Genomic DNA, 19,802 nt, shown 5'->3' on the forward strand with positions numbered 1-19,802 from the left:
CCATGTCCGACCGCACCCTCGTCGTGCTTCCGACCTACAACGAGAAGGACAACCTCATCGACACGGTCAGCCGCATCGGAGCCAGTGCGCCGCACGTCGACATCCTGGTGGTCGACGACAACTCCCCGGACGGCACCGGGCGGCTGGCCGACGACCTCGCGCTGGTCAACAACCACGTGCACGTGCTCCATCGCGCCGGGAAAGAGGGGCTCGGAGCCGCCTACCTCGACGCCTTCCGGTGGGCGATCGCGGCCGGCTACGAGGTGGTCGTCGAGTGCGATGCCGATGGCTCGCACCATCCCGAAGAGCTCCACCGACTGCTCGACGCCCTCGACACCCACGACCTCGCGATCGGCTCGCGCTGGGTGCACGGCGGCAGCGTCGTCGACTGGCCGCGCTCCCGCGAGCTGCTCTCGCGCGGCGGCAGCGCGTACGCGCGCACGCTGCTCCGCCTCCGCCAGCGGGACGTCACCGGCGGCTACCGCGCGTTCCGCGTCGGCGCTCTCGAGGCGATCGGGCTGGATGCGGTGACCAGCCAGGGCTACTGCTTCCAGATCGAGATGCTGTGGCGCGCCAATCGCGCCGGGCTGCGCATCGCGGAGGTCCCGATCACGTTCACCGAGCGCACCCTCGGCGTCTCCAAGATGCGCGGGATGATCGTGCTCGAGGCCATGGCGCGCGTCACCCTCTGGGGCGTGCAGTCCGTCTTCGGTCGTCGCTCCTCGGCGCAGACCGCGCCGGAGCCCAGCCGTGTTTAGACGCCGGGCCAGGGATCTCGCGCGCGATCTCGTGCGGTTCGGCACGGTCGGCGGCCTCGGGTTCCTCGTCGACATCGGGCTGTTCAACCTGCTGCGCCTGTCGGTGCTCACGGGAAGCCACCACGGCGCACCGCTCGTGGCGAAGACCATCTCGGTGCTCGCCGCCATCGCCGCGAACTGGGCGGGCAGCCGCTGGTGGGCGTTCCGTGATCGGCGGAGCGGGCATCCCGGTCGCGAAGCGCTCGCGTTCTTGGCCATCAGCCTCGCCGGCAGCGCGATCTCGCTCGCGTGCCTCGGCCTCACGCACTACGTCTTCGGCTTCACCAGCACGCTCGCCGACAACATCTCGGCGAACGTCGTCGGCCTCGCGCTGGGCTCCGCGTTTCGGTTCGTCGCGGTGCGCTACTGGATATTCGGCCGCGCTCCGCGAGCGACTACGGACACCGCACAAGTGCCCGTCGTCGCCGCGTAGTCCGAAGCCCAGCTACCCGATTCGCGCCTCCCACGCGGCGCGCGCACCGGACTCGCCGATGATCACGACGGTGACGACGGAGCCGACCACGACGACGGCAATCGCGACGATGAGTGCGACGGTAATGGCGATGCGCACCGGCCGCGAGGTCACGGTGCGGGCGAAGCGGCCCTCGCCGGTGAAGAAGCGGTACCAGGCCCAGTGCGCGAGCGCCACGATGAAGACCGCGATCACCCAGGGCAGCAGGTCCTTGCCGAGGTGGGCGTGCACCTCACTGAGAGCCGACTCCTGCACCTGCTCTTCCAGCGCCTCACCGGCCTCGGTGGTGATCGGCACGCTGATGAGCGCGGAGAGCGCGAGGATGGGCGTCACAACCCCCAGCCGCCTTCGCGCCGCGGGCCAGGCCGCTGCCAGCGCGAGGCAGATCGCGGTCAACGGCACGATGATCACCACGAAGTGCGTGAGAAGCACGTGCAGGGGCAGTCCGTTGAAGAGCCAGTCCATGAGAGTCCGTTCCTGGTCGATGTTGGGAAGCGTCTCAACACTGGCGGCTCTCGCCTGTGCTGGGCTGCTGACGCACGGCCGCAATGGTGAGGGTTCTCACACGTTCGGCCTCTGGCCCCACTGTGCGCGCGTGCCCTCGGCCCGCCCAGTGCCATACGTCCCGTGGCGCGCGCCGCACCTAGACCGCCGGGACCGTCTTCCGCATCACCGTCTTGCTCTTCCCGATGTGCCGCTCGAACGTGAACCCGGCCTTCTCGAACATCGCCCGAGTGCCGTTGTGAAGGAACGACGACGACGTCCTCTTCCCCTCAACGAGCTCGTTCGGGAACGAGACGACCTCTCCCCCTCCAGCCTTGCCGATGAGCTCGAGCGCGCCGGCGATCGCGTCGTCACCGTCGAAGACGAGCGCGGCGTGGGCGACGCCCTCATCCACCAGCCGCTGCTTGAAGGTCGGCCCGTCGTAGTCGTGCTTGACGGTCTGCTCGGTGTCTCCGTGGAAGTAGGAGCAGTAGCATCCGCCCCACACACCGTTGTGCTTTTGCGCGAGCGCCAGCCACGCCGGGTACGTCTCGGCGGTGAGGGGCTTGATCTCGTGAGGAGCCACGGGGCCAGTCTGCCCACTGTCCCGGCCCGCCACAATGCCCGGGCGCTGGTCGGCATCGGTGCCGTGTGCGAGACTGCCGCACGTGACCGATCACCGCATGCTGCTCGACACCGCCGCCCTCTACTTCCGCGCGTTCTACGGGGTGCCCGACACGGTCCGGGCCCCCGACGGCCAACCGGTCAACGCCGTGCGCGGGCTGCTCGACATCATCGCGAAGCTCGTCACCGAGTTCGAGCCGGCCGAGCTCGTCGCCTGCTGGGACGACGACTGGCGGCCCCAGTGGCGCGTCGCGCTCATCCCGTCGTACAAGGCGCACCGCGTCGCACAGGAGACCCCGGCGGGCTCCGTCGAGGAGGTTCCCGACCTGCTCTCGCCGCAGGTCCCCGTCATTCGGGAGGTGCTCGGCCTGCTCGGCGTCCCCGTCGTGGGCGCGCCTGACCACGAGGCCGACGACGTCATCGGCACGCTGGCCAGCACATCCGGGATTCCCGTGGACGTGGTCACCGGAGACCGCGACCTGTTCCAGCTCGTCGACGATGCCCGGGCCGTGCGCGTCATCTACACCGGCCGCGGCATGTCGAATCTGGAGGTCCTGACCGACGACACTCTCCGCGCCAAGTACGGCATCGCACCGGCCCAGTACGCCGACTTCGCGGCCATGCGCGGTGACGCCTCCGACGGCCTGCCGGGCGTCGCGGGCGTCGGCGAGAAGACCGCCGTCACGCTGCTGACCACCTACGGCAGCCTCGACGGCATCATCGCCGCCGCGGCGGACCCCGACTCGGGCATGGCGCCGCCGGCGCGCGCCAAGATCCTCGCCGCGGCCGACTACCTGGCCGTCGCCCCGAAGGTCGTCGAGGTGGTTCGGGATCTGGCCCTGCCCGAGTTCGACGCGCGCATCCGGCCCGTAACCGCCGCCCACGAGGCCAAGCTCGAGGCGCTCTCAGCGACGTGGGGCCTCGGGGCGTCGCTCGAGCGCGCTCGGACTGCCCTGGCGAGCCGCTAGCCCGGCGCTCACGAGCGCAACGTCGGCGCCGCGCCTTGTCAGCGCGCGGCGAGCCGCTGCACCTGCCCGGCGTGCAGGTCGCGGACCCACTCCCAGCCGGGCCGGTCGAGCCGCGGGTCGTCGGGCTCGCGGGCGTCCCGGAGCGCCTCGACGTACGCGCGGTCCAGCGCGATGCGGGCACGGAGGTCGCTGCCGACGGAGCCGTGGCCCGGGATGACGACGTCCGCGCCGGCCGCGGCATCCTCGAGCACTCGCAGCCCCGCCAGGTAGTCGCCGATCGGGTCCGGGGACATGGCGTTGAGGATGGGGACCAGGATGTCGGAGAGCATGTCTCCCGCGATCAGCACGCCGCTCGCCTCGACGAGCAGGGCGGCGTGGCCCGGCGCGTGGGCTGAGTGCTGGAGCATCCGGACCACGGGCCCCTGCCACGGGACCTCCACCGCGTCGAGGCCGGTGATGCGGCCGAACAGGTCGTCGAGCGGCACCAGGCCGACGAGCTCCTCGGGCAGCATGCCGCCGACGAAGTCCCGCCAGTTCTCGTCGGCGAGCCTGCCCCCGATGACGGTCGCGCCGAGGGCGGTGCCGTAGCGGGGCGCGGTGCCGAGGTCGGCGTGCCAGAGCAGGTGGTCCCAGTGGGGATGCGTGGAGAACCCGGCCACGACGGGGAGGCCGCGCCCGCGCAGGTCGGCGGCGAGCCCCGCGAGCTCGTCGGTGCGGACCCCGGCGTCGACGAGCAGCACGCCCCCATCGCCCACCACGGCCACCGCGTTGCTCTGGAGGAAGTCGCTCTCGTGCACGAGGACGCCCTCCGCGACCTCGCGCAGCATCACCGCGCCCATCGGTGCCTCCCGTCGTGATTGCGTTTGGCAACCAGTATTCCCCGCGCACCATCTCGATTCCTAGCGGGATCCGGCGGTAAGTGCGAGAATCGCTCACATGGATGCCCCGGGCAACTTCGGCGCGGTCGACGGCAGTCGACCGCCCTCCCTGGAGCGGGTGAGTGACCGGACGTACCACCGCGGACTCGTCGCGAGCCTGTTCGTCGGCGACGTGCTCGCCGGTGCCTTCGTGCTCGTCCTCACTGTCGTCTCGGGCTTCAGCCTGTTCGAGGCCGCGGGACCGTCCACCACGGTGCCCCACGACTTCGTGCTCTACTGGATCGTCGTCGCCGTGCTCGCGCTCCTCTCGTTCGGCATCATCTGGAACGTGCGCGCCGAGACTCGAGCGGGGCGGCCCTTCCCGCTCGGCACGTTCGTCTTCGTGCTGTCGCTGTTCCCGCTCGGGTTCGGCATCGCCATGCTGACCTGGACGAAGGGCTGAGGCGACCCTGGGCGGAACGCGCAGCTTGACGCGGCCCCACGGTGGGGAAACACTAGCGAGATGGACTGGGCGGGGGATCTGCCGGGCGCAGCCGCCCGGGGCGAGCTCGTCGCCTACTTCCAGCCGCAGATCGACGTCGCCACAGGCCGGATCTCGTCGGCCGAGGCACTCTGCCGGTGGAACCATCCGACGCTCGGCCCGATATCCCCGGTCGACTTCATCGCCGCCGCGGAGGAGTCGGGCGCGATCCACGAGATCGGCGCGTTCATGCTCGAGCAGGGGTGCGCCTTCGCGAGTGACGAGAGGCTGGCGGGCATCCAGGTCGCCATCAACGTCTCCGCCCTTCAGCTGGCCGAGCCCGACTTCAGCGCGCGGGTCATCGACGCGTACGAGCGGTTCGGCCTCGAACCCGCGCAGGTCACCGTGGAGCTCACCGAGTCACGGCCGGTGTCGGACATCCCGGACGCCGTCGCCCAGCTCGCGCGCCTTCGCGACCTGGGATGCGGCATCTCCATCGATGACTACGGAATCGGCCACTCGTCGGCGAAGCAGTTGAACGCGCTGCCCTTCACGGAGTTGAAGATCGACCAATCGCTCATCCGGGAGGACACCGAGGAGACCTGGACGCGCGTCGCCACCCTCGTGGCCGTCGTCCGCCAGAAGGGCATGCGCATCGTCGCCGAGGGCGTGGAGACCCGCGAGCAGTACGAGCGCATCCGCGACTCGGGCTGCGACCGCGCCCAGGGCTACTACTTCGGGATGCCCCTGCCGCGGCACGAGTTCGAGGCGTACTACGCCGCCAACCAGCGCACCGCGCTCCCGCGCCTCGCGCGTCCCGCCAGCCGCGCGCTCGCCGCCGTCGGCCTCCGCAACCTCGAGGATCTCGCCGGCCACCCGCGCTCCGAGATCGTCGCTCTTCCCGGTATCGGCGCCAAGACGATCGCCGCACTCGGCGCCGCACTCGCGGCGGTCGGGCTCACCTTCGCGGAATAGTGCCGACGAAGCCCACGAGCGTCGGCAGGTAGTCGGGAACGAGCACCTCGGTCTCCGGGCCCTGCAGCCGGTGGTCGCCGCCGTCGAGCACCCGGAGGGTGAGCAGCTCGGGCTTGACCGCCCGGCGGAAGCCCTCGGCGGAGGCCTCGACCGGCACGACGTTGTCCGCGGCGCCGAGCACCGCGAGCAGCGGGACGCGCAGCGCGGACAGGGCTGACGCCGGGTCGTAGTCGATGATCAGCCCGGCGAAGTCCCAGAGCTCCGGGCCGTCCGGCACGAAGGCACCGACGCTCTGCAGCGCGGCGAAGTGCGGCGCGCGCTCGGGCGCGGCCATCCACTCTGCGACCGAGTCGTAGGCCTCCCCCGCCCGGTCGAACAGCTCGCCGTACGACGCCATGATCGCGTCCTTCTCGGCCTCGTCGAGGCTCAGCCGGCCGAGGCTGTCGCGCGTCGAGTACTCCTCCTGCACGCGCGGCGTCACGGAGGGGCCGGAGCTCGTGATCACGAAGTCGGCACCGGCATCGGCCGCCGCCTCGAGCACCACCCAGCCGCCCTGGCTGTGGCCGAACAGACCGACCGGCACCCCCGGCACGGCGGCGCATACGACGGCCAGCGAGGCGACGAGGTCGTCAGCCTGGTCCCGGATGCCCGCCGCCAGCCAGTCCCCACCCGAGCCGCCCACGCCCCGCTTGTCGAACGAGGCCACCGCCGCGCCGGCACCGAGCAGCGCCTCGCGGATCGGCGGGAAGAACACGTCGTTGTCCCGGTCAGACGGACCGGAGCCCGGGACCATGAGCACCAGCGCGGCGGGCTCCCGGGAATCCGGAAGCCAGATGCTCCCCGCCAGCTCGATCGTGCCGTTCGTCGCTGTCACATCGGTCTTGGTCGCGGTCACTCACCCATTCTGCTGGCCGCCCTAGCTCGCGCGCTCGATGTCGGCCTCCACGTGGCGGTACCCGACAGTCTCGTAGCCGACGGAGATCACGAACGGAGCGAGTGTCACCATGAGCAGGCACCAGCCCAGCGGAACGCCGACCCCGGCCAGCACGACCGCGAGCGCGAGGATCAGGACGAGCCCGGACGCCAGCATGAGGTGGAACGCGTCGACAGCCCGGAACAGCGCAGAGTACAGGGCGAAGAAGCCCACGCTGAAGATGAGGACAGGTATCGCGACGGAGAGCACCACACCCACGGTGCCGATCACGGCCTCGCCCTCTGCCGCGTAGGCCGCGACGTGCAGCCCCGCCCCCACCGCGGCCAGCGCCCCGAAGAGCACGAGATGCCCGTAGCCCCACGCCCACTTCCGCTCGCGGTGGTGGGCGAGCACGGACGCCGAGGGCAGGATGAAATACCCCCACCACAGCCCGAACGTCAGCCCGGTGCCCGCGATCACTACGAGGATGGCCTCGACGCTCCAGTCGACGTGGGCGACGAGCGCGGCCACGGCGGTGATCGTGCCGAGGATGACCTCGCCGAGGGTGATCATGATGAGGAGCCCGTACCGCTCGGTAATGTGCTCGGCGTTCCACGGGGTCCCGCTCCAGCGCCCGCGCCCCTCGAAGGTCGAGAAGGCGAACCCTCCGAGCTCGACGATCCACAGGATGGTCACGAGAGTCGCGACGAGCGGAAGGCTGTCCAGCCTGAGGAACGCGAGCGTCGCCCAGCCGATCTGGATCACGCCGTTGAATCCCGCGTACCGCAGCGCGACTCGGCGGTGGTCGGGGTCCTGCTTGGCCACGCGCAGCCACATCGCAACCATGGCGAGCCGCATGATGATGTAGCCGGATGCAACGAGCGTGTAGTTGAACGGCTCGCCCTTGTCGATCGACTCGAACACCTGCGGGATTCCGAGCGCCAGGATGATCACGCCGATCATCTGCACCATGGTCAGCGCGCGCTGGAACCAGTCGTTCGTGTCGAAGGCCGAGGCGAACCAGGTGAAGTTGATCCACGCCCAGCACACCGACAGCACCACGAACACGAAGCCCCAGATGGCCGAGGCGAGGTGGCCCTCGGCGAGGTAGTGGGCGAGCTGGTCTCCGGCCTGGGAGAACGCGACCACGAACGTGAGGTCGAACAGCAGCTCGAGCGGCGTGGCCGACCGATGGCGCTCCAGCGGATCCCTGCCCACCATCCGGCGCAGGCCGTGGGGGAAGGCGTGCTCGCTCGCGGTCACGCGATCAGGATAGAGCGCGGAGTCGGCCCAGGGCGAGTGGCCGAGTCACCAAGCGCGGACGGTCACTCCCAGCCACTCCGCCAGGTCCGCGATCTCGGCGCGCACCATCTCGTCCTCCTCCGCCTCGAATGGGAGGAACTCGTGCACCGCGTTGACGGTGAGGGTCTCCTCCTCGCGGTTGACCTCGGCGTCGAGCATCCCGACGAACCGGTCGCCCAGGAGGATGGGATGCGCGAAGAAGCCGTAGACCCGCTGCGGCTTGGGCTTGAACTGCTCGAGCACGTACGTGAACTCGAACACCTCCTCCAGCCGCGGGCGGTCGAAGAGCATGCCGTCGTAGGGGCTGAGGAAGGCGACGCGGCCGCCGTCGTCCTCCTCGAGCGCGGCGAGCGCTTCGGGGTCGACACGGAACTTCCACTTGCTGCCCTCGACCGCGGCGGGCTCGCCGGCCTCGCCCACCGGAGTCCAGGGGGACTTCTGCTTGGCGATGCCGGCTGCCTGGAGGCGGCGCTCGTCGAGCAGGCGCTCCGCCTCCTCGGGGGTGTACTCGGGCAGGTTCTGCGAGTAGACGCGCTCGGCGAGGTCCCACCGGCGTGACCGGCCTTCGCGGCCGACCACGGCGACCTCGCCCTGGCGCTGCAGGAACTCGAGCATGATCGGCACCTGGTTCGCGCCGTACCAGCCATCGGGCGGGCGCGTCACCTCGGCGGTGTCGGGGATCTGGGCGGCGAGCAGCGGCCCCTCCGCCCGCAGGCGCGCGAGTACGTCCGCGCGGAAGGCGCGGTTCGCGTCGAGCCACTCCCGCGTCTTCGGGCGCCGCGGCCACTGCCGCATCGCGGGGAGCATGAGCGGCAGGAGGCTGACCGGCCGGAACGCGCCGTCGAACTCGAACAGCAGCCGGTCGATCTCGACGGCCTTGGAGAGCTGCGCCGACTCGAAGCCCGACCCGATGCGCGACCACAGGATCGTCTGCTCGGCGGGGGCGATGGTCGCCGTCGGGTCGATCTTGATCGCGCCGAGCTGCTCAGCTACGCCGATCACGTCGCCGGGCCGGTCGGCGTCGAGCAGCTGGGCGCGCACGGCGATGCGCCGGGCCTGGTCGCGGGTGAGCTGGTGCGTCACGGGCTCGACGCTACTACGCCGACGCGCGCCCGCCGCCGTCGGCCTTGGCGCGGTACATCGAGAGGTCCGCGAGCTTGAGCAGGTCCGCCGCGGTGTGGCCGGCCTCAGCGACGGCGACGCCGATCGACGCGGAGATCGTGAGGGTGCGGCCGCCGATCTCCACGGGCTGCCGCAAAGCGGCGAGGATGCGCTCGCCCACCCCCTGTGCCTGCTCGAGCGTCGCGTCCGCGCAGACGACGACGAACTCGTCCCCACCAAGCCGAGCCACGGTGTCGCGCTCCCGAGCGACGGAGGCGAGTCGTCGTGCGACCTGCACGAGGAGCGCGTCGCCGACGTCGTGGCCCATCGAGTCGTTGACATCCTTGAAGCGGTCGAGGTCGATGAACAGCAGCGCGGTCGAATCCTGCTCGTCGAGATCGCTCGCCAGCCGCTCGTGCAGGTACCGCCGGTTCGGCAGGCCCGTGAGCGCGTCGTTGTGCGCGGCGACGACGAGGTGCGACTCCGCCCTGCGCACCAGGGCGCTCTCGAGTTCTCGCGCGAGCTCGCGCGCCTCGTGCACCGCAGCACCCCACTCAGGCGAGGTGCCCTTCACGCTCTGGGTCCAGGCGCTGAAGGACAGCCGCGGGGAGAGCGGATCAGCACGGTTGTCGCTGCTGAGGTCGCCCAGCCAGTCCACGGTGCGGATCACCTCCTCGCGGAACAGCGCGAGATACCCACCGGACCCGAGGGGCACGTGCAGGAAGCCGGCGATGTGCCCCCACGACTCAGCGAGCTCCGGATGCTCGATGCCGAGCGTCTCCGTCGGTGAGAGGATCGCGGCATCCGGGTCATAGTCGGCCGGGGTCACCCCGACCGCGCGGACCTCGCCGCCGATACAGCAGATCGCCCCGTCGGCCGGGATCACGTCGAACAGGCTGACCGCGCCGTCCAGGAGCCCCTCGAAGGGATCGGGGCTCTCGGCGAACTGCCGCACCAGCACGGTGCGCAGCTCGCGCGCCTTCGAGGCCGCGGTGAGGCGCTGGATCTCCTCGCTCGACCGCAGCTGCCCCGCAATCTGGTTGGCGAGCATCTCCAGGCTCGAGCGCAGCAGGAACGGCAGGCGGCGCTCGGTGCGGTGCGCGCACGTGATCATGCCGATGAGCACGCCGTCGCGGACGAGCGAGAACGAGAGGGTGGACCGCTGGCCCATGTTGCGCATGAACTGCAGGTGGTACGGAGACACGCTGCGCAGCTCGGCGGTGCTCAGGTCGAGGGGAGCCTCTCGCTCCGCGAGCAGTGCGGCGGGCCGCGCCTCCGTGCTCACTATCGAGCGCGAGAGCTTCGTGAGGTAGAGGTCGCGCGCCTGCGCCGGGATGTCGGAGGCCGGGAAGTGCAGGCCGAGGTAGGGCTCCATATCGTCGGCGCACGCCTCGGCGACGACCTCGCCGTGGCCGTCCGGGTGGAAGTGGTACAGCATCACGCGGTCGTAGCCGGAGAGGTTCCGCACCTCGAGGGCCGTCTCGCGCCGTAGATCGTCGATGCTCGTCAGCACCGAGAGCCGCCGGATCGCATCGAAGACGGCCGGCGCGGCGGGCGAGTGCGCCGTGCCGTGCAGGGGCTCGAACTCGACGATCACCGTGCCCCCGACGGCGTGCACGATCACGTCCCACGGGCTGTCGCGCAGTGAGACCCCGATCGGGTTCGAGGTGTTCGGGATGCCCGTGGCGAGGTCTCTGATCGACGCAGCCACTGACTCACCGACGAGCGACTCGAGCTGGGCGCCGAGCACCTCGGCCGGCTCGATCGCGAAAGCGCGGGCGCTGTTCTCGCTCGCGAGGACGACGGTGCGGGCATCAGCGCCGAGGCCGATGAGCACGCCGTGCGGCTGGATCGTGCCGGGAGTGCGGATCGGCTCGCGCACGCACTCCTCGAGGCGGAGCCGCTCCGATTCAGCGATCGCCCGAGTCAGCTTCACCTTCAGCCCTTCTTCCCTCCGTGGTCTGGGGAGGGAGGTGCTGCCATCACGTCAGCCCCCTCAAGATTTTAGACGAGAGCAGTGCCGCTCGCCCCGGCGCAACAAGTTGACACGACTACAACCGAGGCGTAGACCGGAGGGAGATCAAGGAAAGGGAGACTTATGACCTCCGTCACAGACATCGTCTACACGCAGAACACCAAGGGCACCCAGGACCGCCCGGAGGACTTCGTCGCCGAGGAGAGCACGGTCGCCGAACTTCGACGCATCGACTTCACCGGAACCATCTGGTTCGCCGCCGCGATCATTGCGGTGGGCATCCCCCTCGCAGGCCTTCTCAGCCAGGGCTGGCGGCCCTCCGACCTCTCGATGCCCGCCGAGGTGGCCTGGTGGATCGGCTCGGCGTTCACCCTCATCGGCATCGCCGGCTTCGGGTGGTCGGGCTGCCCCGTGCTCGCCTGGCCCGTGCCGGTCGCCGAGCGGCAGAAGTCGATCACGATCCGCGGCGGCATCGCGGTCTACCTGGTGGGCACCGTCGTCTCGCTCATCGCGATCCTGTCCACGCCCGCGGTGATCCACTGACCGCCGTCTGACCCCCCCTAGTGGAGCGCGGGGCGTCGGCGCGTCGTTGCCGGCGCCTCGCTACGCTACGAGTATGAAGGCTGCCCGCGCCCGCTTCACGCGACGGGCTCTCACCGTGCTCATCGGCACGGTCGCGGCAGCCGCGGGCATCGCCTCCGTCGTCGTGTTCCTCCTGCTCAGAACTCCCGCGCGCGACACCGGCTTCGTGCCGCTCGTCGCCGTGATCGCGGTCGTCGCCCTGTTGCTGGGCCTCGGCGGCTCATCGATCTGGAACTCGATCGGCCTCATCCGCATCTCCCGCCTCAAGCCCGACGCCCTTGTCTTCCTCGCGCGCCGCGAGCCGACCCTCGCCCCCGACCTGCCGATGTACCTGCACCGGAAGGACATCGCCGCCGACGTCAGCGACCGCTGGCTCGGGGCCGTGGTCGACGAGCGGGGCATCGCGGCGTGGTCAGGCGGGTTCCGCCCGCGCGAGCTCGTGCTCATGGAGTGGGACGAGATCGGCGACGTGATCGCCACCGAGTTCCGCGCGTTCGACGGCAGCGAGCAATTCGGGATCACCGTGGACGTGCGCCCGTTCCCGACCCCTCTTGTCGTGCGGGTCGGCTACGCGATGCCCGGGCTGCAGGCTGCGTTCGACCGAGCCGGCACGATCGCGGTGAACGAGGCCGCGAACGCCAGGCGGCCCGTCCGCGAGCCCAGCGCCTAGACCTTCGCGGGCTCCTCCGCCGGCTCATGGTCGGCGCGGTAGATGGTGAGCTCCGGCTCCGGGTGACGGCGAGCCTGCACCACGAGGAGCACGACGCCCAGCGCGATCGCGACGAACGACGCCCAGATATTGGCCGGGATGCCCAGCAGCACGTCGCTCGTCGGGTCGATCCTGATCGCCTCGAGCCAGCTGCGGCCGAGGCCGTACCAGATGAGGTACACGGCGAACGCCTTCCCCCAGCGGAGTGTGAAGCGCTTCTCCACGAGGAGGATGATCGCCACCCCGATCAGGTTCCAGATCATCTCGTAGAGGAACAGCGGGTGGAACAGGGTGCCGACGGGCAGGTCTCTCGGGAACATCGGGTCCGTCGGCAGGATCTCCAGGCCCCAGGGCAGGGTCGTCGGCAGGCCGAAGAGCTCGTGGTTGAACCAGTTGCCGAGGCGGCCGATGGCCTGCGCCACCAGCATGGCGGGAGCCAGGGCATCCGCGAACGACCACAGCTTGATGCCCTGCCGGCGGCAGCCGATGTACGCGCCGACCGCGCCGCCGATCAGCGAGCCGTAGAGGGCGTTGCCGCCGTCCCAGATGGCGAAGACGTTCCCGAGGTTGGCGCCGGGGTAGAAGTAGTCGCCGGTGTGCGTGAGCACGTGGTAGAGCCGCGCGCCGACGATGCCGAGCGGCACGGCCCAGATGATGACGTCGAGCACGACCCCCTTCTTGCCCCCGCGCGCAGACAACCTGCGTTGCGTGATGACGACGGCGGCGAGGATGCCCGCGAGGATGCACAGGGCGTAGGTGTGGATCGTGAGCGGTCCGACCTGGAACTGCGCGAGCGCGGGGTCGGGGCTGGGGATGCTGAAGGGAAGCATGGGTCTATCCCACCACAGTTGGTTGAGTAGGCCGCCCGTGGCCGTATCGAAACCATGCGGGCTGAGTAGGCCGCCCGCGGCCGTATCGAAACCACGCGGGTTGAGTAGGCCGCCCGCGGCCGTATCGAAACCATGCACCCGCACACCCGGTTTCGATACAGGCGCCAGAGCGCCTTACTCAACCCACCGGGTTTCGATACAGGCGCCAGAGCGCCTTACTCAACCCACCCGGTTTCGATACAGGCGCCAGAGCGCCTTACTCAACCCGCAGGTTTCGCCCCGCGCGCTCCTCGAGCAGCTTCGCGGCCAGCAGCTCCCCCGGCACCGCGCCGAACCGCTCGAGCGCCTCGCGGTGCAGCCGCGCGACGACCGACGAGAGCTCGAACGGCACGCCCTCCTGCTGCGCGAGCGACGCGAGGGTGTCGAGCTCCTCCACAACGCGGTCGAGGCCGAACGACTCCGCGTAGTCGCCGCCGAGCAGGCGGTCGAGGTACTCGTCGATGTACGCGCTGCCGCCGGCACCCGCCCCGAGGGTGCGGCGCAGAGTCGCGGCCGGCACGCCGAGGGCCGTCCCGAGCAGCATCGCCTCGCTCACGGCAACCACCTGCCCGAACCACAGCAGGTTCGAGAGCAGTTTCGCCGTGTACCCGTCGCCCACGTCCTCGCCGACCACGTCGACCGTGCCCAGCACCTCGAGCAGCGGCCGCGCGCGCTCCACCGCCGCGGGCGCCCCGCCGACCTGAAAACGCAGGAGATTCGCCTCCGCTGCCGCCGGTCCGCCCGCCATCGGGGCGCCGACGACGTCGATCTCCTGCGTTGTGGAGAGCTGCCGGATGACGCGGGGGTCGCTGCTCGTGAGGTCGAGCCAGAGGCTGCCGGGGCGCAGCGCGGCGAGCACCGGCGGCAGCGTCGCGAGCTCGGCGCTGCCCGGCAGCACCGTCACGAGCACGTCGACGGAGGCGGCGACGGCCACGGGGTCGCCGGGTGCAACGACGGGGTCGTAGGCCGTGACATCCCACCGCTCGGCTAGCGCCGCCGCGATCGGGGCGCCCATGCGGCCGAGGCCGAAGACCGCGACCCTAGAAGGCACTGAGGTTGCCGCGGAGCCCGCCGTCTCCGTACTCGGTGCGCAGGATGCCGCGGCGGCGCAGGATCGGCACGAGCTCGTCGAGCATCCGGTGCACCGTCACGGGGTGGAGGTCGCCCCACAGCAGTACGCCGTCATTGTCGGCGGCCTCGCCCAGGTTCTCGATGACGTCGGCGAGCTCCTCGGCGGTACCCACGAACCCGCCCTGCCCGAGGCGCCCGAGCCTGGCCTGCGCGGCGAGCAGCTGGCGCAGCGGGGTCGACGGGTCGTGCTTGCCGACGAGGCGGGCGATGCTGCCCTGCGAGACGTGGTCCCCGAAGACGGAGAGGTCGAGCGGCCTGTCGAAGTCGAGAGCGGTGAGGTCGGTCTCGAGGTCGCTCGACTGGCGCTCGGCGATGTAGCGCACGGCAGCGTCATCCGGGTTCGCGGATGCCGCCACCAGGCGGTCGGCCTCTTCGGCGCTGTTCACGATCACCGGCTGGATCGCGAACAGGATCTTGATATCGCTGGGCTTGCGGCCCCGCTCGACGGCAGCGGCGTGGATCTTCGCCCGGTACGCGCGGATGCTCTCGGGGTCGAGCGGCGCGAGCGCGAGCTGCACCTCCGAGTTGGCCCCCGCGAAGCCGAGGCCGCGGCCGGAGCCGCCCGGCGAGACGATGACCGGCTCCCCGTCGGTGAAGGGGATCGCGTTGAGCGGCCCGTCGAACTCGAAGTACTCGCCGCGGTGCTGCACAGTCTCCAAGAGAGAGCCGTCCGCGTAGCGATCGCCGGAGGCGATGAGGGCGCCGGGATTCCAACTGCGCCACAGGTCGCGGATGCCGTCGAGCCACTCCTCGGCGCGGTCGTACGCGGCGTCGTGGCCGAGGGACGGCGCGCTGCCGAAGTGGCGCGCGCTCCCGGTGTCGGTGACGACGTTGAGGCCGAGGCGGTGGCCGCTCAGGTGCTGCAGCGTCGCGAACTGGCGGGCGGCGGTGTACGGCAGGTACGCCGCAGGGTTCACCGTCGGCACGATCCCGAGGTGCTGGGTGGCCGCGAACAGGTACGGCGCGAGCAGGAGCGGGTCGTGCTTCGGCCCGCCGAAGGCCTGGCGGATGCGCAGGTCGATCGTCGACGCGTTGCCCATGGAGGGGGCATCCTCGATGATCAGCAGGTCGAAGCCCGCCTGCTCCAGCTCGCGCACTGCCTGCTGGTAGAGCGCCGGCTCGGTCCAGCGCCAGTTCCAGTCGAGGTAGGGATGCCCCCACCCGTGCGGTCCGAAACCGCGGGCGAGGAACCAGCCGAGGTGCTGCTGCTTGGGGCTCATGGCGTCAAGGCTCGCACGGCGGCGAGGCCGCGGTCGAGGTCGGCGGTCAGGTCGGCGAGGTCTTCGATCCCGATCGAGAGCCGGATGCTCCCGCCCGAGATGCCCGCGCGATCGAGCTCCTCGTCCGTGCGCTGGTTGTGGCTGGTCGTCGCCAGGTGCAGAGCGAGAGTGCGGACATCCCCCAGGTGCGTCATGTGGGTGACCACCTCGAGGGCGTTGATGAAGGCCCGGGCCGCCTCCTGCCCGGCGGCGAGGGTGAAGGAGAACACCGAGCCCTGGCCGTGGGGCAAGTAGCGCTGTGCGAGTGCGTGGTACGGGTTGCCGGGAAGGCCGGAGTAGTCGACCGACGCGACCTCGGGCTGCTGCTCGAGCCAGGTCGCGACACCGAGGGCGTTCGCGGACTGCCGCTCGACCCGCAGCGAGAGCGTCTCGATGCCCTGCCCGATGAGGAACGCGTTGAACGGCGAGAGCGTGGGGCCGAGACGAAGCGCCATGACCTCGCGGAGGTAGGTGATGCGCGCGAGGCCGCCCGCCCGCTCCGCGAAGCTAGGGCCGCCCGTGCGCCCCGGTCGCGTGAGGTGCGGGTAGAGCGCGCTGCCCACGTCGAACTGCCCGTTGTCGACGACGACCCCGCCGAGGACGGCGCCGTGCCCGGCGAAGAACTTGCTCGCGGAGTGGATCACGATGTCGGCGCCGTGCTCGAGCGGGCGCACCAGATAGGGCGTCGCGAGCGTGGAGTCGATGATGAGCGGGATGCCGTGCGCACGGGCAACAGCGGCAATGGCCTCGATGTCGAGGATCTCGTTGCGGGGGTTCGGGATCGACTCCGCGAACAGCGCGCGCGTCGCCGGGCGGATCAGCGCCTCCCACGCCGCCGGGTTGTTCGCGTCATCCACGAAGTCCGTCTCGATGCCGTAGCGCACGAGGTTGTCGAGGAACAGCCCGCGGGTGCCCTCGTAGATCTGCGAGGCGGAGACCAGGTGCGTGCCGGCTTCGAGCAGCCCGAGGATCGTGATCGCCACGGCCGCCTGGCCGCTGCCGACGAGCAGCGCCTCCGCGCCGCCCTCGAGCTCGGCGATCTTCTCCTCGACGGCCTCGGTGGTCGGGTTGGCAACGCGGGTGTACGAGTAGCCGTCCCCGGTGGAGAAGTGGTCGACGGCGTGGTCGAAGTCGTCCATGACGAAGCCCGCGGTCAGATAGATGGGGGTGACGCGCGGCGTGATGCCCGGATCCGGGCGCGCGCCCGCGTGCAGCTGGCGAGTGGCGAATCCGGTCATGCAGCAAATCTCCCACGCCCGCTTCTGAAGCGCTTGACCGAACTTCATACTTCGTCACGGACCGGCACTTCCTTCGGCGGAAGTGGCAGCCTGACTGCATGAGCACCGCATCCCGCCCCCTTCGCGTCGTCGCCGTCTCCGGCAGCCTTACCGCGCCCTCGCGCACGACCGCGCTCGTCGAGGCGATCTCCGAGGCCTTCGGGCGGGTCCTCCCCATCGAGCCGCACCTGATCGCGCTCAACGAGCTCGGTCCGCACCTCGCGGGGGCGCTCACCCGCAAGCAGCTGCCACCCGAGGCCGAGGCCGAGCTGCAGCGCATCGAGAACGCCGACCTGCTCATTGTCGCGACGCCCGTGTACCGGGCATCCTTCACCGGCCTCTTCAAGTACCTCTTCGACTTCGTCGACCAGTACGCGCTCGTCGACACCCCCGTGCTGCTCGCCGCGACCGGCGGCAGCGAGCGCCACGCGCTCATCATCGAGCACCAGCTGCGCCCGCTGTTCGGGTTCTTCCAGTCGCTCGCGCTGCCCGTCGGGGTCTACGCGCACGACTCGGACTTCACCGACTATGCGATCTCCAACGAGCAGCTCGCGGAGCGGATCGAGAAGGCCATCGAGCGGGCGCTGCCGCTCGTGCGCTCGAGCCTCGCCGAGAAGGAGACCGTCGAGCGGACGCTCGCCGGCGAGGACGTCAGCGCGGAATAAGCTCGCGCGCGGCCTTGGCCCCCGCCGCCCGCAGCCAGAGTGCGGTGTCGGCCATTGCCGCGTCGACAGAACCGGCGAGGTCGGTGAGGGATGCCGCCCACCCGCCCGTCTCGGCGGTGACCTGCCCCGCGATCACCCCGGTTGTGACGCCGTTGCCCAGGGCGAGCACGCGCCCCACGACCTTCCCGGTCAGGGACTGGTCGTCGAACCGCCCCTCGCCCGACAGCAGCACGTCCGCGCGGGCGGCAGCCTCGTGCAGCCCGGTGAGCCCGGCCAGGTGGTCAGCCCCGGGGACGATCGTCGCACCCCACACCGCGGAGAGGCCGTAGCCCGCACCGCCGGCCGCGCCCGATCCCGGCGCGGTCGGGTCGCCGCCCAGGAGCTCGGCGAAGTGCGCGAGTGCCGCGTCGAGCCGCTCGACCTGCTCCGGGGTCGCGCCCTTCTGCGGGCCGAACACGGCAGCCGCACCGGTCGGCCCGAGGAGCGGAGCGGTGACGTCGGTGAGCAGGATCGCGCCGCCGGCCGGCAGGGGCACCAGCCCGTCGCGGCGGGCGTCGACGATGTCGAGGAGGCCGCGGCCGCCGTCCGGCACGAGCTCGCCCTGCTCGTCGAGCAGCACGAGGCCGAGCGCCGCGAGCGCTCCGGCGGCGCCGTCCGTCGAGGCGGAGCCGCCGAGTCCGATGACGAGACGCTCGGCCCCCGCGTTCAGGGCGGCCCGGATGACCTCGCCCAGGCCGCGCGTCGTGGCGCCCAGTGCATCCAGCCGCCCCATGAGCGGAAGCCCGCTCGACTGCGCCAGCTCGACCACCGCGGTGCCGTCGGGCAGCTGGAGCCATTCACCAGGTGTAGGACGCCCGTCCGGCCCGGTCACCTCGCCGGCGCTGCGGCGGACCGACCCGGGCACCGAGGCCTCGACCGCGTCGAGCGTGCCCTCCCCGCCGTCGGCCTGGGGCACGAGCACGAGCTCGTCATCGGGGCGGACCGAGCGCCAGCCCTCCGCGATCGCCTCGGCGACCTCGCGGGCCGAGAGCGACCCCTTGAACGAATCGGGGGCGATGACGACGATGGACACGGTCCACAAGCGTAGGGGAAAGCTACCGGAGGGGAGCCGGAACCGCCGCCGAGTTGGTCCAGTCGATCGAGGCCCCGGTGCCGACCTTCCGCACCTCCGCGTCGAGCTGCTTGATGATCTCGTCGATGTCCCGCTGGGCGGAGGCGACGACGTGCAGCCTGACGCTCGAGGAATCCCAGTCGACCAGGAACGAGCCGATCGGCGGAACCAGCACGACCCGCTCGGTGTCGGACACGCGCACCGAGTGGTACGCGCACAGCCGCCGCGCGAGCTCGCCGAGGGCACGCACGCTGTCGAAGCGCAGGGTCCCGGTCATGGCGAGCATGCACACGAGTGTGCCCTCCCGAGACGAACCCGGAGTTAACGTCAGGGGGCCATCAACCGCTGATCCGGTCTCCCCTTTCGGCACCCCTCCCGCGCCCCCGGCCGCGCTTCCCGGTAGTGCTGCCCGGCAGTGCTTCCCGGCAGCGCTTCCCGGCAGCGCTTCCCGGCAGTGCTTCCCGGCAGTGCGAAATGCAGGAGACCCGAGACCCACGGCCTGCAAATGCAGTGGTTGCTCGGGCGTGAGAGCGCTCACCTCCTGCATTTCGCACCGCGCGAGCGGGACGGGGCGGGCGGGCGGGCGGGCGGTGGAGGTTCGCTTCGGAAGGGACGGGGAGGGGACGCGAGCGGGACGGGAGCGGGGACGGGACGGGGACGGGACGGGCCGTCCTTGCGGAGGATGCCGCGCCGCGTTGTGGTGCGGTAACTCTCTCAGCGCGGCGCGGCGTCCTCCGCAACGGTGAGCTGCGGGACTCGGGATCAGGCGACGAGGGAGTCGAGCAGCGCGAGGAGGGCCTTCGCGTAGGCGTCGGCCGCGGCATCCGCCGAGAAAGTGCCGGTCACGCCGTCAATGGTCGCCGTCACAGTGTAACCTCCGTTGACGGTTAGCGACACGAATGCCCGCCCGAGCGCTTCGCGCAACTGATGCTCGTGGGGATGCCACAGCGCCTCGTCGATGCCGACCGAGTCGAGCGCCCACTCGGTGGTCCCGTTGAAGCCGATCACCGTTCCCGTGCTGAACTCGTGGGCCTCCACGGTCATGTCGCTCAGGACGAACAGCTCCTCGTCGGCCTCGATCACGTCGATGCGGAAGGCGTCGCCGGCGGAGGGCCGCCACACCAGTCCGGAGTCGCGGAGGGCCCGGGCGAGTTCGGTGGAGATCATCCCTTCAGTATGCGCCGCCGGTCGGGCCGTTCATTCGGGAGTTGTGGTCGAATCGGCCTCGGCGAGCGGCCACAACTCCCGAAT

Annotated in this window: 22 protein-coding genes; 8 read left to right on the forward strand and 14 right to left on the reverse strand. The window is 70.8% G+C overall.

Features of this window, described 5'->3' with window-relative positions; genetic code table 11:
- The first annotated feature begins 2 nt into the window (after positions 1–2).
- Positions 3–758, forward strand: a complete 756-nt coding sequence (locus tag AC1RTC_RS16280) for a polyprenol monophosphomannose synthase (protein WP_493157509.1) — start codon at positions 3–5, stop codon at positions 756–758.
- A complete protein-coding gene (locus AC1RTC_RS16285; RefSeq protein WP_493157511.1) occupies positions 751–1,230 on the forward strand; it encodes a GtrA family protein in 480 nt (159 codons plus the stop codon). The genes AC1RTC_RS16280 and AC1RTC_RS16285 overlap by 8 nt, the downstream gene beginning before the upstream one ends.
- A gap of 12 nt (positions 1,231–1,242) precedes the next feature.
- Here the strand turns inward: AC1RTC_RS16285 and AC1RTC_RS16290 are convergent, their stop codons facing one another.
- Both AC1RTC_RS16290 and AC1RTC_RS16295 read right to left on the reverse strand, forming a co-directional pair.
- Positions 1,243–1,734 carry a hypothetical protein gene (locus tag AC1RTC_RS16290; RefSeq protein ID WP_493157512.1) on the reverse strand — a complete coding sequence of 164 codons (492 nt, stop codon included), beginning with the start codon at positions 1,732–1,734 and terminating at the stop codon, positions 1,243–1,245.
- 178 nt (positions 1,735–1,912) lie between these two features.
- A complete protein-coding gene (locus AC1RTC_RS16295) occupies positions 1,913–2,338 on the reverse strand; it encodes a GNAT family N-acetyltransferase (protein WP_493157513.1) in 426 nt (141 codons plus the stop codon).
- Positions 2,339–2,420: 82 nt separating this feature from the next.
- On the opposite strand from AC1RTC_RS16295, the gene AC1RTC_RS16300 reads away from it, so the two are divergent.
- Positions 2,421–3,344, forward strand: a complete 924-nt coding sequence (locus AC1RTC_RS16300) for a 5'-3' exonuclease (protein ID WP_493157515.1) — start codon at positions 2,421–2,423, stop codon at positions 3,342–3,344.
- Between the two features lie 38 nt (positions 3,345–3,382).
- Here the strand turns inward: AC1RTC_RS16300 and AC1RTC_RS16305 are convergent, their stop codons facing one another.
- A complete protein-coding gene (locus AC1RTC_RS16305; RefSeq protein WP_493157516.1) occupies positions 3,383–4,183 on the reverse strand; it encodes an MBL fold metallo-hydrolase in 801 nt (266 codons plus the stop codon).
- A gap of 97 nt (positions 4,184–4,280) precedes the next feature.
- On the opposite strand from AC1RTC_RS16305, the gene AC1RTC_RS16310 reads away from it, so the two are divergent.
- The gene (locus tag AC1RTC_RS16310; RefSeq protein WP_493157517.1) at positions 4,281–4,664 is read left to right on the forward strand and encodes a hypothetical protein; all 384 of its coding nucleotides are present in this window, start codon (positions 4,281–4,283) and stop codon (positions 4,662–4,664) included.
- Positions 4,665–4,724: 60 nt separating this feature from the next.
- Complete coding sequence (locus AC1RTC_RS16315) at positions 4,725–5,657, forward strand: EAL domain-containing protein (RefSeq protein ID WP_493157519.1); 933 nt, start codon at positions 4,725–4,727, stop codon at positions 5,655–5,657.
- Here the strand turns inward: AC1RTC_RS16315 and AC1RTC_RS16320 are convergent.
- The 4 genes from AC1RTC_RS16320 to AC1RTC_RS16335 are packed head-to-tail and all read right to left on the reverse strand — an operon-like array spanning position 5,641 to position 10,909.
- Positions 5,641–6,552: an alpha/beta hydrolase gene (locus AC1RTC_RS16320; protein ID WP_493157521.1), complete on the reverse strand. Its 912-nt coding sequence runs from the start codon at positions 6,550–6,552 to the stop codon at positions 5,641–5,643. The genes AC1RTC_RS16315 and AC1RTC_RS16320 overlap by 17 nt on opposite strands.
- 21 nt (positions 6,553–6,573) lie before the next feature.
- Complete coding sequence (locus AC1RTC_RS16325; RefSeq protein WP_493157523.1) at positions 6,574–7,833, reverse strand: low temperature requirement protein A; 1,260 nt, start codon at positions 7,831–7,833, stop codon at positions 6,574–6,576.
- Positions 7,834–7,878: 45 nt separating this feature from the next.
- Positions 7,879–8,955, reverse strand: a complete 1,077-nt coding sequence (locus AC1RTC_RS16330) for a DNA glycosylase AlkZ-like family protein (protein WP_493157524.1) — start codon at positions 8,953–8,955, stop codon at positions 7,879–7,881.
- Between the two features lie 13 nt (positions 8,956–8,968).
- Positions 8,969–10,909 (reverse strand): bifunctional diguanylate cyclase/phosphodiesterase, encoded by a 1,941-nt coding sequence (locus AC1RTC_RS16335; protein WP_493157527.1) that lies wholly within the window; start codon positions 10,907–10,909, stop codon positions 8,969–8,971.
- A 162-nt stretch (positions 10,910–11,071) separates the two neighbouring features.
- Between AC1RTC_RS16335 and AC1RTC_RS16340 the strand changes: the two genes are divergently transcribed.
- Together AC1RTC_RS16340 and AC1RTC_RS16345 are read left to right on the forward strand one after the other, a co-directional pair.
- Positions 11,072–11,491: a hypothetical protein gene (locus AC1RTC_RS16340; protein ID WP_493157529.1), complete on the forward strand. Its 420-nt coding sequence runs from the start codon at positions 11,072–11,074 to the stop codon at positions 11,489–11,491.
- A gap of 73 nt (positions 11,492–11,564) precedes the next feature.
- Positions 11,565–12,200: a hypothetical protein gene (locus AC1RTC_RS16345; protein WP_493157531.1), complete on the forward strand. Its 636-nt coding sequence runs from the start codon at positions 11,565–11,567 to the stop codon at positions 12,198–12,200.
- On the opposite strand, the gene lgt is transcribed toward AC1RTC_RS16345, so the two are convergent.
- The 4 genes from lgt to AC1RTC_RS16365 form a co-directional block, all read right to left on the reverse strand.
- A complete protein-coding gene (lgt, locus tag AC1RTC_RS16350) occupies positions 12,197–13,069 on the reverse strand; it encodes a prolipoprotein diacylglyceryl transferase (protein WP_493157532.1) in 873 nt (290 codons plus the stop codon). The genes AC1RTC_RS16345 and lgt overlap by 4 nt on opposite strands.
- Before the next feature lie 256 nt (positions 13,070–13,325).
- A complete protein-coding gene (locus AC1RTC_RS16355; protein ID WP_493157533.1) occupies positions 13,326–14,159 on the reverse strand; it encodes an NAD(P)-dependent oxidoreductase in 834 nt (277 codons plus the stop codon).
- Positions 14,149–15,459 carry an LLM class flavin-dependent oxidoreductase gene (locus tag AC1RTC_RS16360; protein WP_493157535.1) on the reverse strand — a complete coding sequence of 437 codons (1,311 nt, stop codon included), beginning with the start codon at positions 15,457–15,459 and terminating at the stop codon, positions 14,149–14,151. Before AC1RTC_RS16360 ends, AC1RTC_RS16355 begins: the two co-directional genes overlap by 11 nt.
- Positions 15,456–16,736: an O-acetylhomoserine aminocarboxypropyltransferase/cysteine synthase family protein gene (locus AC1RTC_RS16365; protein WP_493157537.1), complete on the reverse strand. Its 1,281-nt coding sequence runs from the start codon at positions 16,734–16,736 to the stop codon at positions 15,456–15,458. The genes AC1RTC_RS16360 and AC1RTC_RS16365 overlap by 4 nt, the downstream gene beginning before the upstream one ends.
- Positions 16,737–16,834: 98 nt before the next feature.
- On the opposite strand from AC1RTC_RS16365, the gene msuE reads away from it, so the two are divergent.
- On the forward strand, positions 16,835–17,440 hold the full coding sequence (gene msuE / locus AC1RTC_RS16370; RefSeq protein ID WP_493157539.1) for an FMN reductase: 606 nt from the start codon (positions 16,835–16,837) through the stop codon (positions 17,438–17,440).
- On the opposite strand, the gene AC1RTC_RS16375 is transcribed toward msuE, so the two are convergent.
- The 3 genes from AC1RTC_RS16375 to AC1RTC_RS16385 all read right to left on the reverse strand — a co-directional run bounded on the left by AC1RTC_RS16375 (position 17,427) and on the right by AC1RTC_RS16385 (position 19,718).
- Positions 17,427–18,512 carry a glycerate kinase gene (locus tag AC1RTC_RS16375; RefSeq protein WP_493157541.1) on the reverse strand — a complete coding sequence of 362 codons (1,086 nt, stop codon included), beginning with the start codon at positions 18,510–18,512 and terminating at the stop codon, positions 17,427–17,429. The two genes, msuE and AC1RTC_RS16375, sit on opposite strands and share 14 nt — an antisense overlap.
- 22 nt (positions 18,513–18,534) lie before the next feature.
- Positions 18,535–18,837 (reverse strand): hypothetical protein, encoded by a 303-nt coding sequence (locus AC1RTC_RS16380; RefSeq protein ID WP_493157542.1) that lies wholly within the window; start codon positions 18,835–18,837, stop codon positions 18,535–18,537.
- Between the two features lie 476 nt (positions 18,838–19,313).
- A complete protein-coding gene (locus tag AC1RTC_RS16385; RefSeq protein ID WP_493157543.1) occupies positions 19,314–19,718 on the reverse strand; it encodes a pilus assembly protein CpaE in 405 nt (134 codons plus the stop codon).
- Positions 19,719–19,802 lie beyond the last annotated feature (84 nt).

It is taken from the genome of Rhodoglobus sp. GW821-FHT12B09 (assembly GCF_058809925.1).

Excerpts from the sequence above, each read along its gene's own strand:
- AC1RTC_RS16360 (WP_493157535.1), bottom strand. The coding sequence starts at position 15,459 with ATGAGCCCCAAGCAGCAGCACCTCGGCTGGTTCCTCGCCCGCGGTTTC.
- msuE (WP_493157539.1), top strand. The coding sequence starts at position 16,835 with ATGAGCACCGCATCCCGCCCCCTTCGCGTCGTCGCCGTCTCCGGCAGC.
- AC1RTC_RS16340 (WP_493157529.1), top strand. The coding sequence starts at position 11,072 with ATGACCTCCGTCACAGACATCGTCTACACGCAGAACACCAAGGGCACC.
- AC1RTC_RS16315 (WP_493157519.1), top strand. The coding sequence starts at position 4,725 with ATGGACTGGGCGGGGGATCTGCCGGGCGCAGCCGCCCGGGGCGAGCTC.
- AC1RTC_RS16385 (WP_493157543.1), bottom strand. The coding sequence starts at position 19,718 with ATGATCTCCACCGAACTCGCCCGGGCCCTCCGCGACTCCGGACTGGTG.
- AC1RTC_RS16310 (WP_493157517.1), top strand. The coding sequence starts at position 4,281 with ATGGATGCCCCGGGCAACTTCGGCGCGGTCGACGGCAGTCGACCGCCC.
- AC1RTC_RS16290 (WP_493157512.1), bottom strand. The coding sequence starts at position 1,734 with ATGGACTGGCTCTTCAACGGACTGCCCCTGCACGTGCTTCTCACGCAC.
- AC1RTC_RS16365 (WP_493157537.1), bottom strand. The coding sequence starts at position 16,736 with ATGACCGGATTCGCCACTCGCCAGCTGCACGCGGGCGCGCGCCCGGAT.
- lgt (WP_493157532.1), bottom strand. The coding sequence starts at position 13,069 with ATGCTTCCCTTCAGCATCCCCAGCCCCGACCCCGCGCTCGCGCAGTTC.
- AC1RTC_RS16305 (WP_493157516.1), bottom strand. The coding sequence starts at position 4,183 with ATGGGCGCGGTGATGCTGCGCGAGGTCGCGGAGGGCGTCCTCGTGCAC.
- AC1RTC_RS16280 (WP_493157509.1), top strand. The coding sequence starts at position 3 with ATGTCCGACCGCACCCTCGTCGTGCTTCCGACCTACAACGAGAAGGAC.
- AC1RTC_RS16345 (WP_493157531.1), top strand. The coding sequence starts at position 11,565 with ATGAAGGCTGCCCGCGCCCGCTTCACGCGACGGGCTCTCACCGTGCTC.
- AC1RTC_RS16380 (WP_493157542.1), bottom strand. The coding sequence starts at position 18,837 with ATGCTCGCCATGACCGGGACCCTGCGCTTCGACAGCGTGCGTGCCCTC.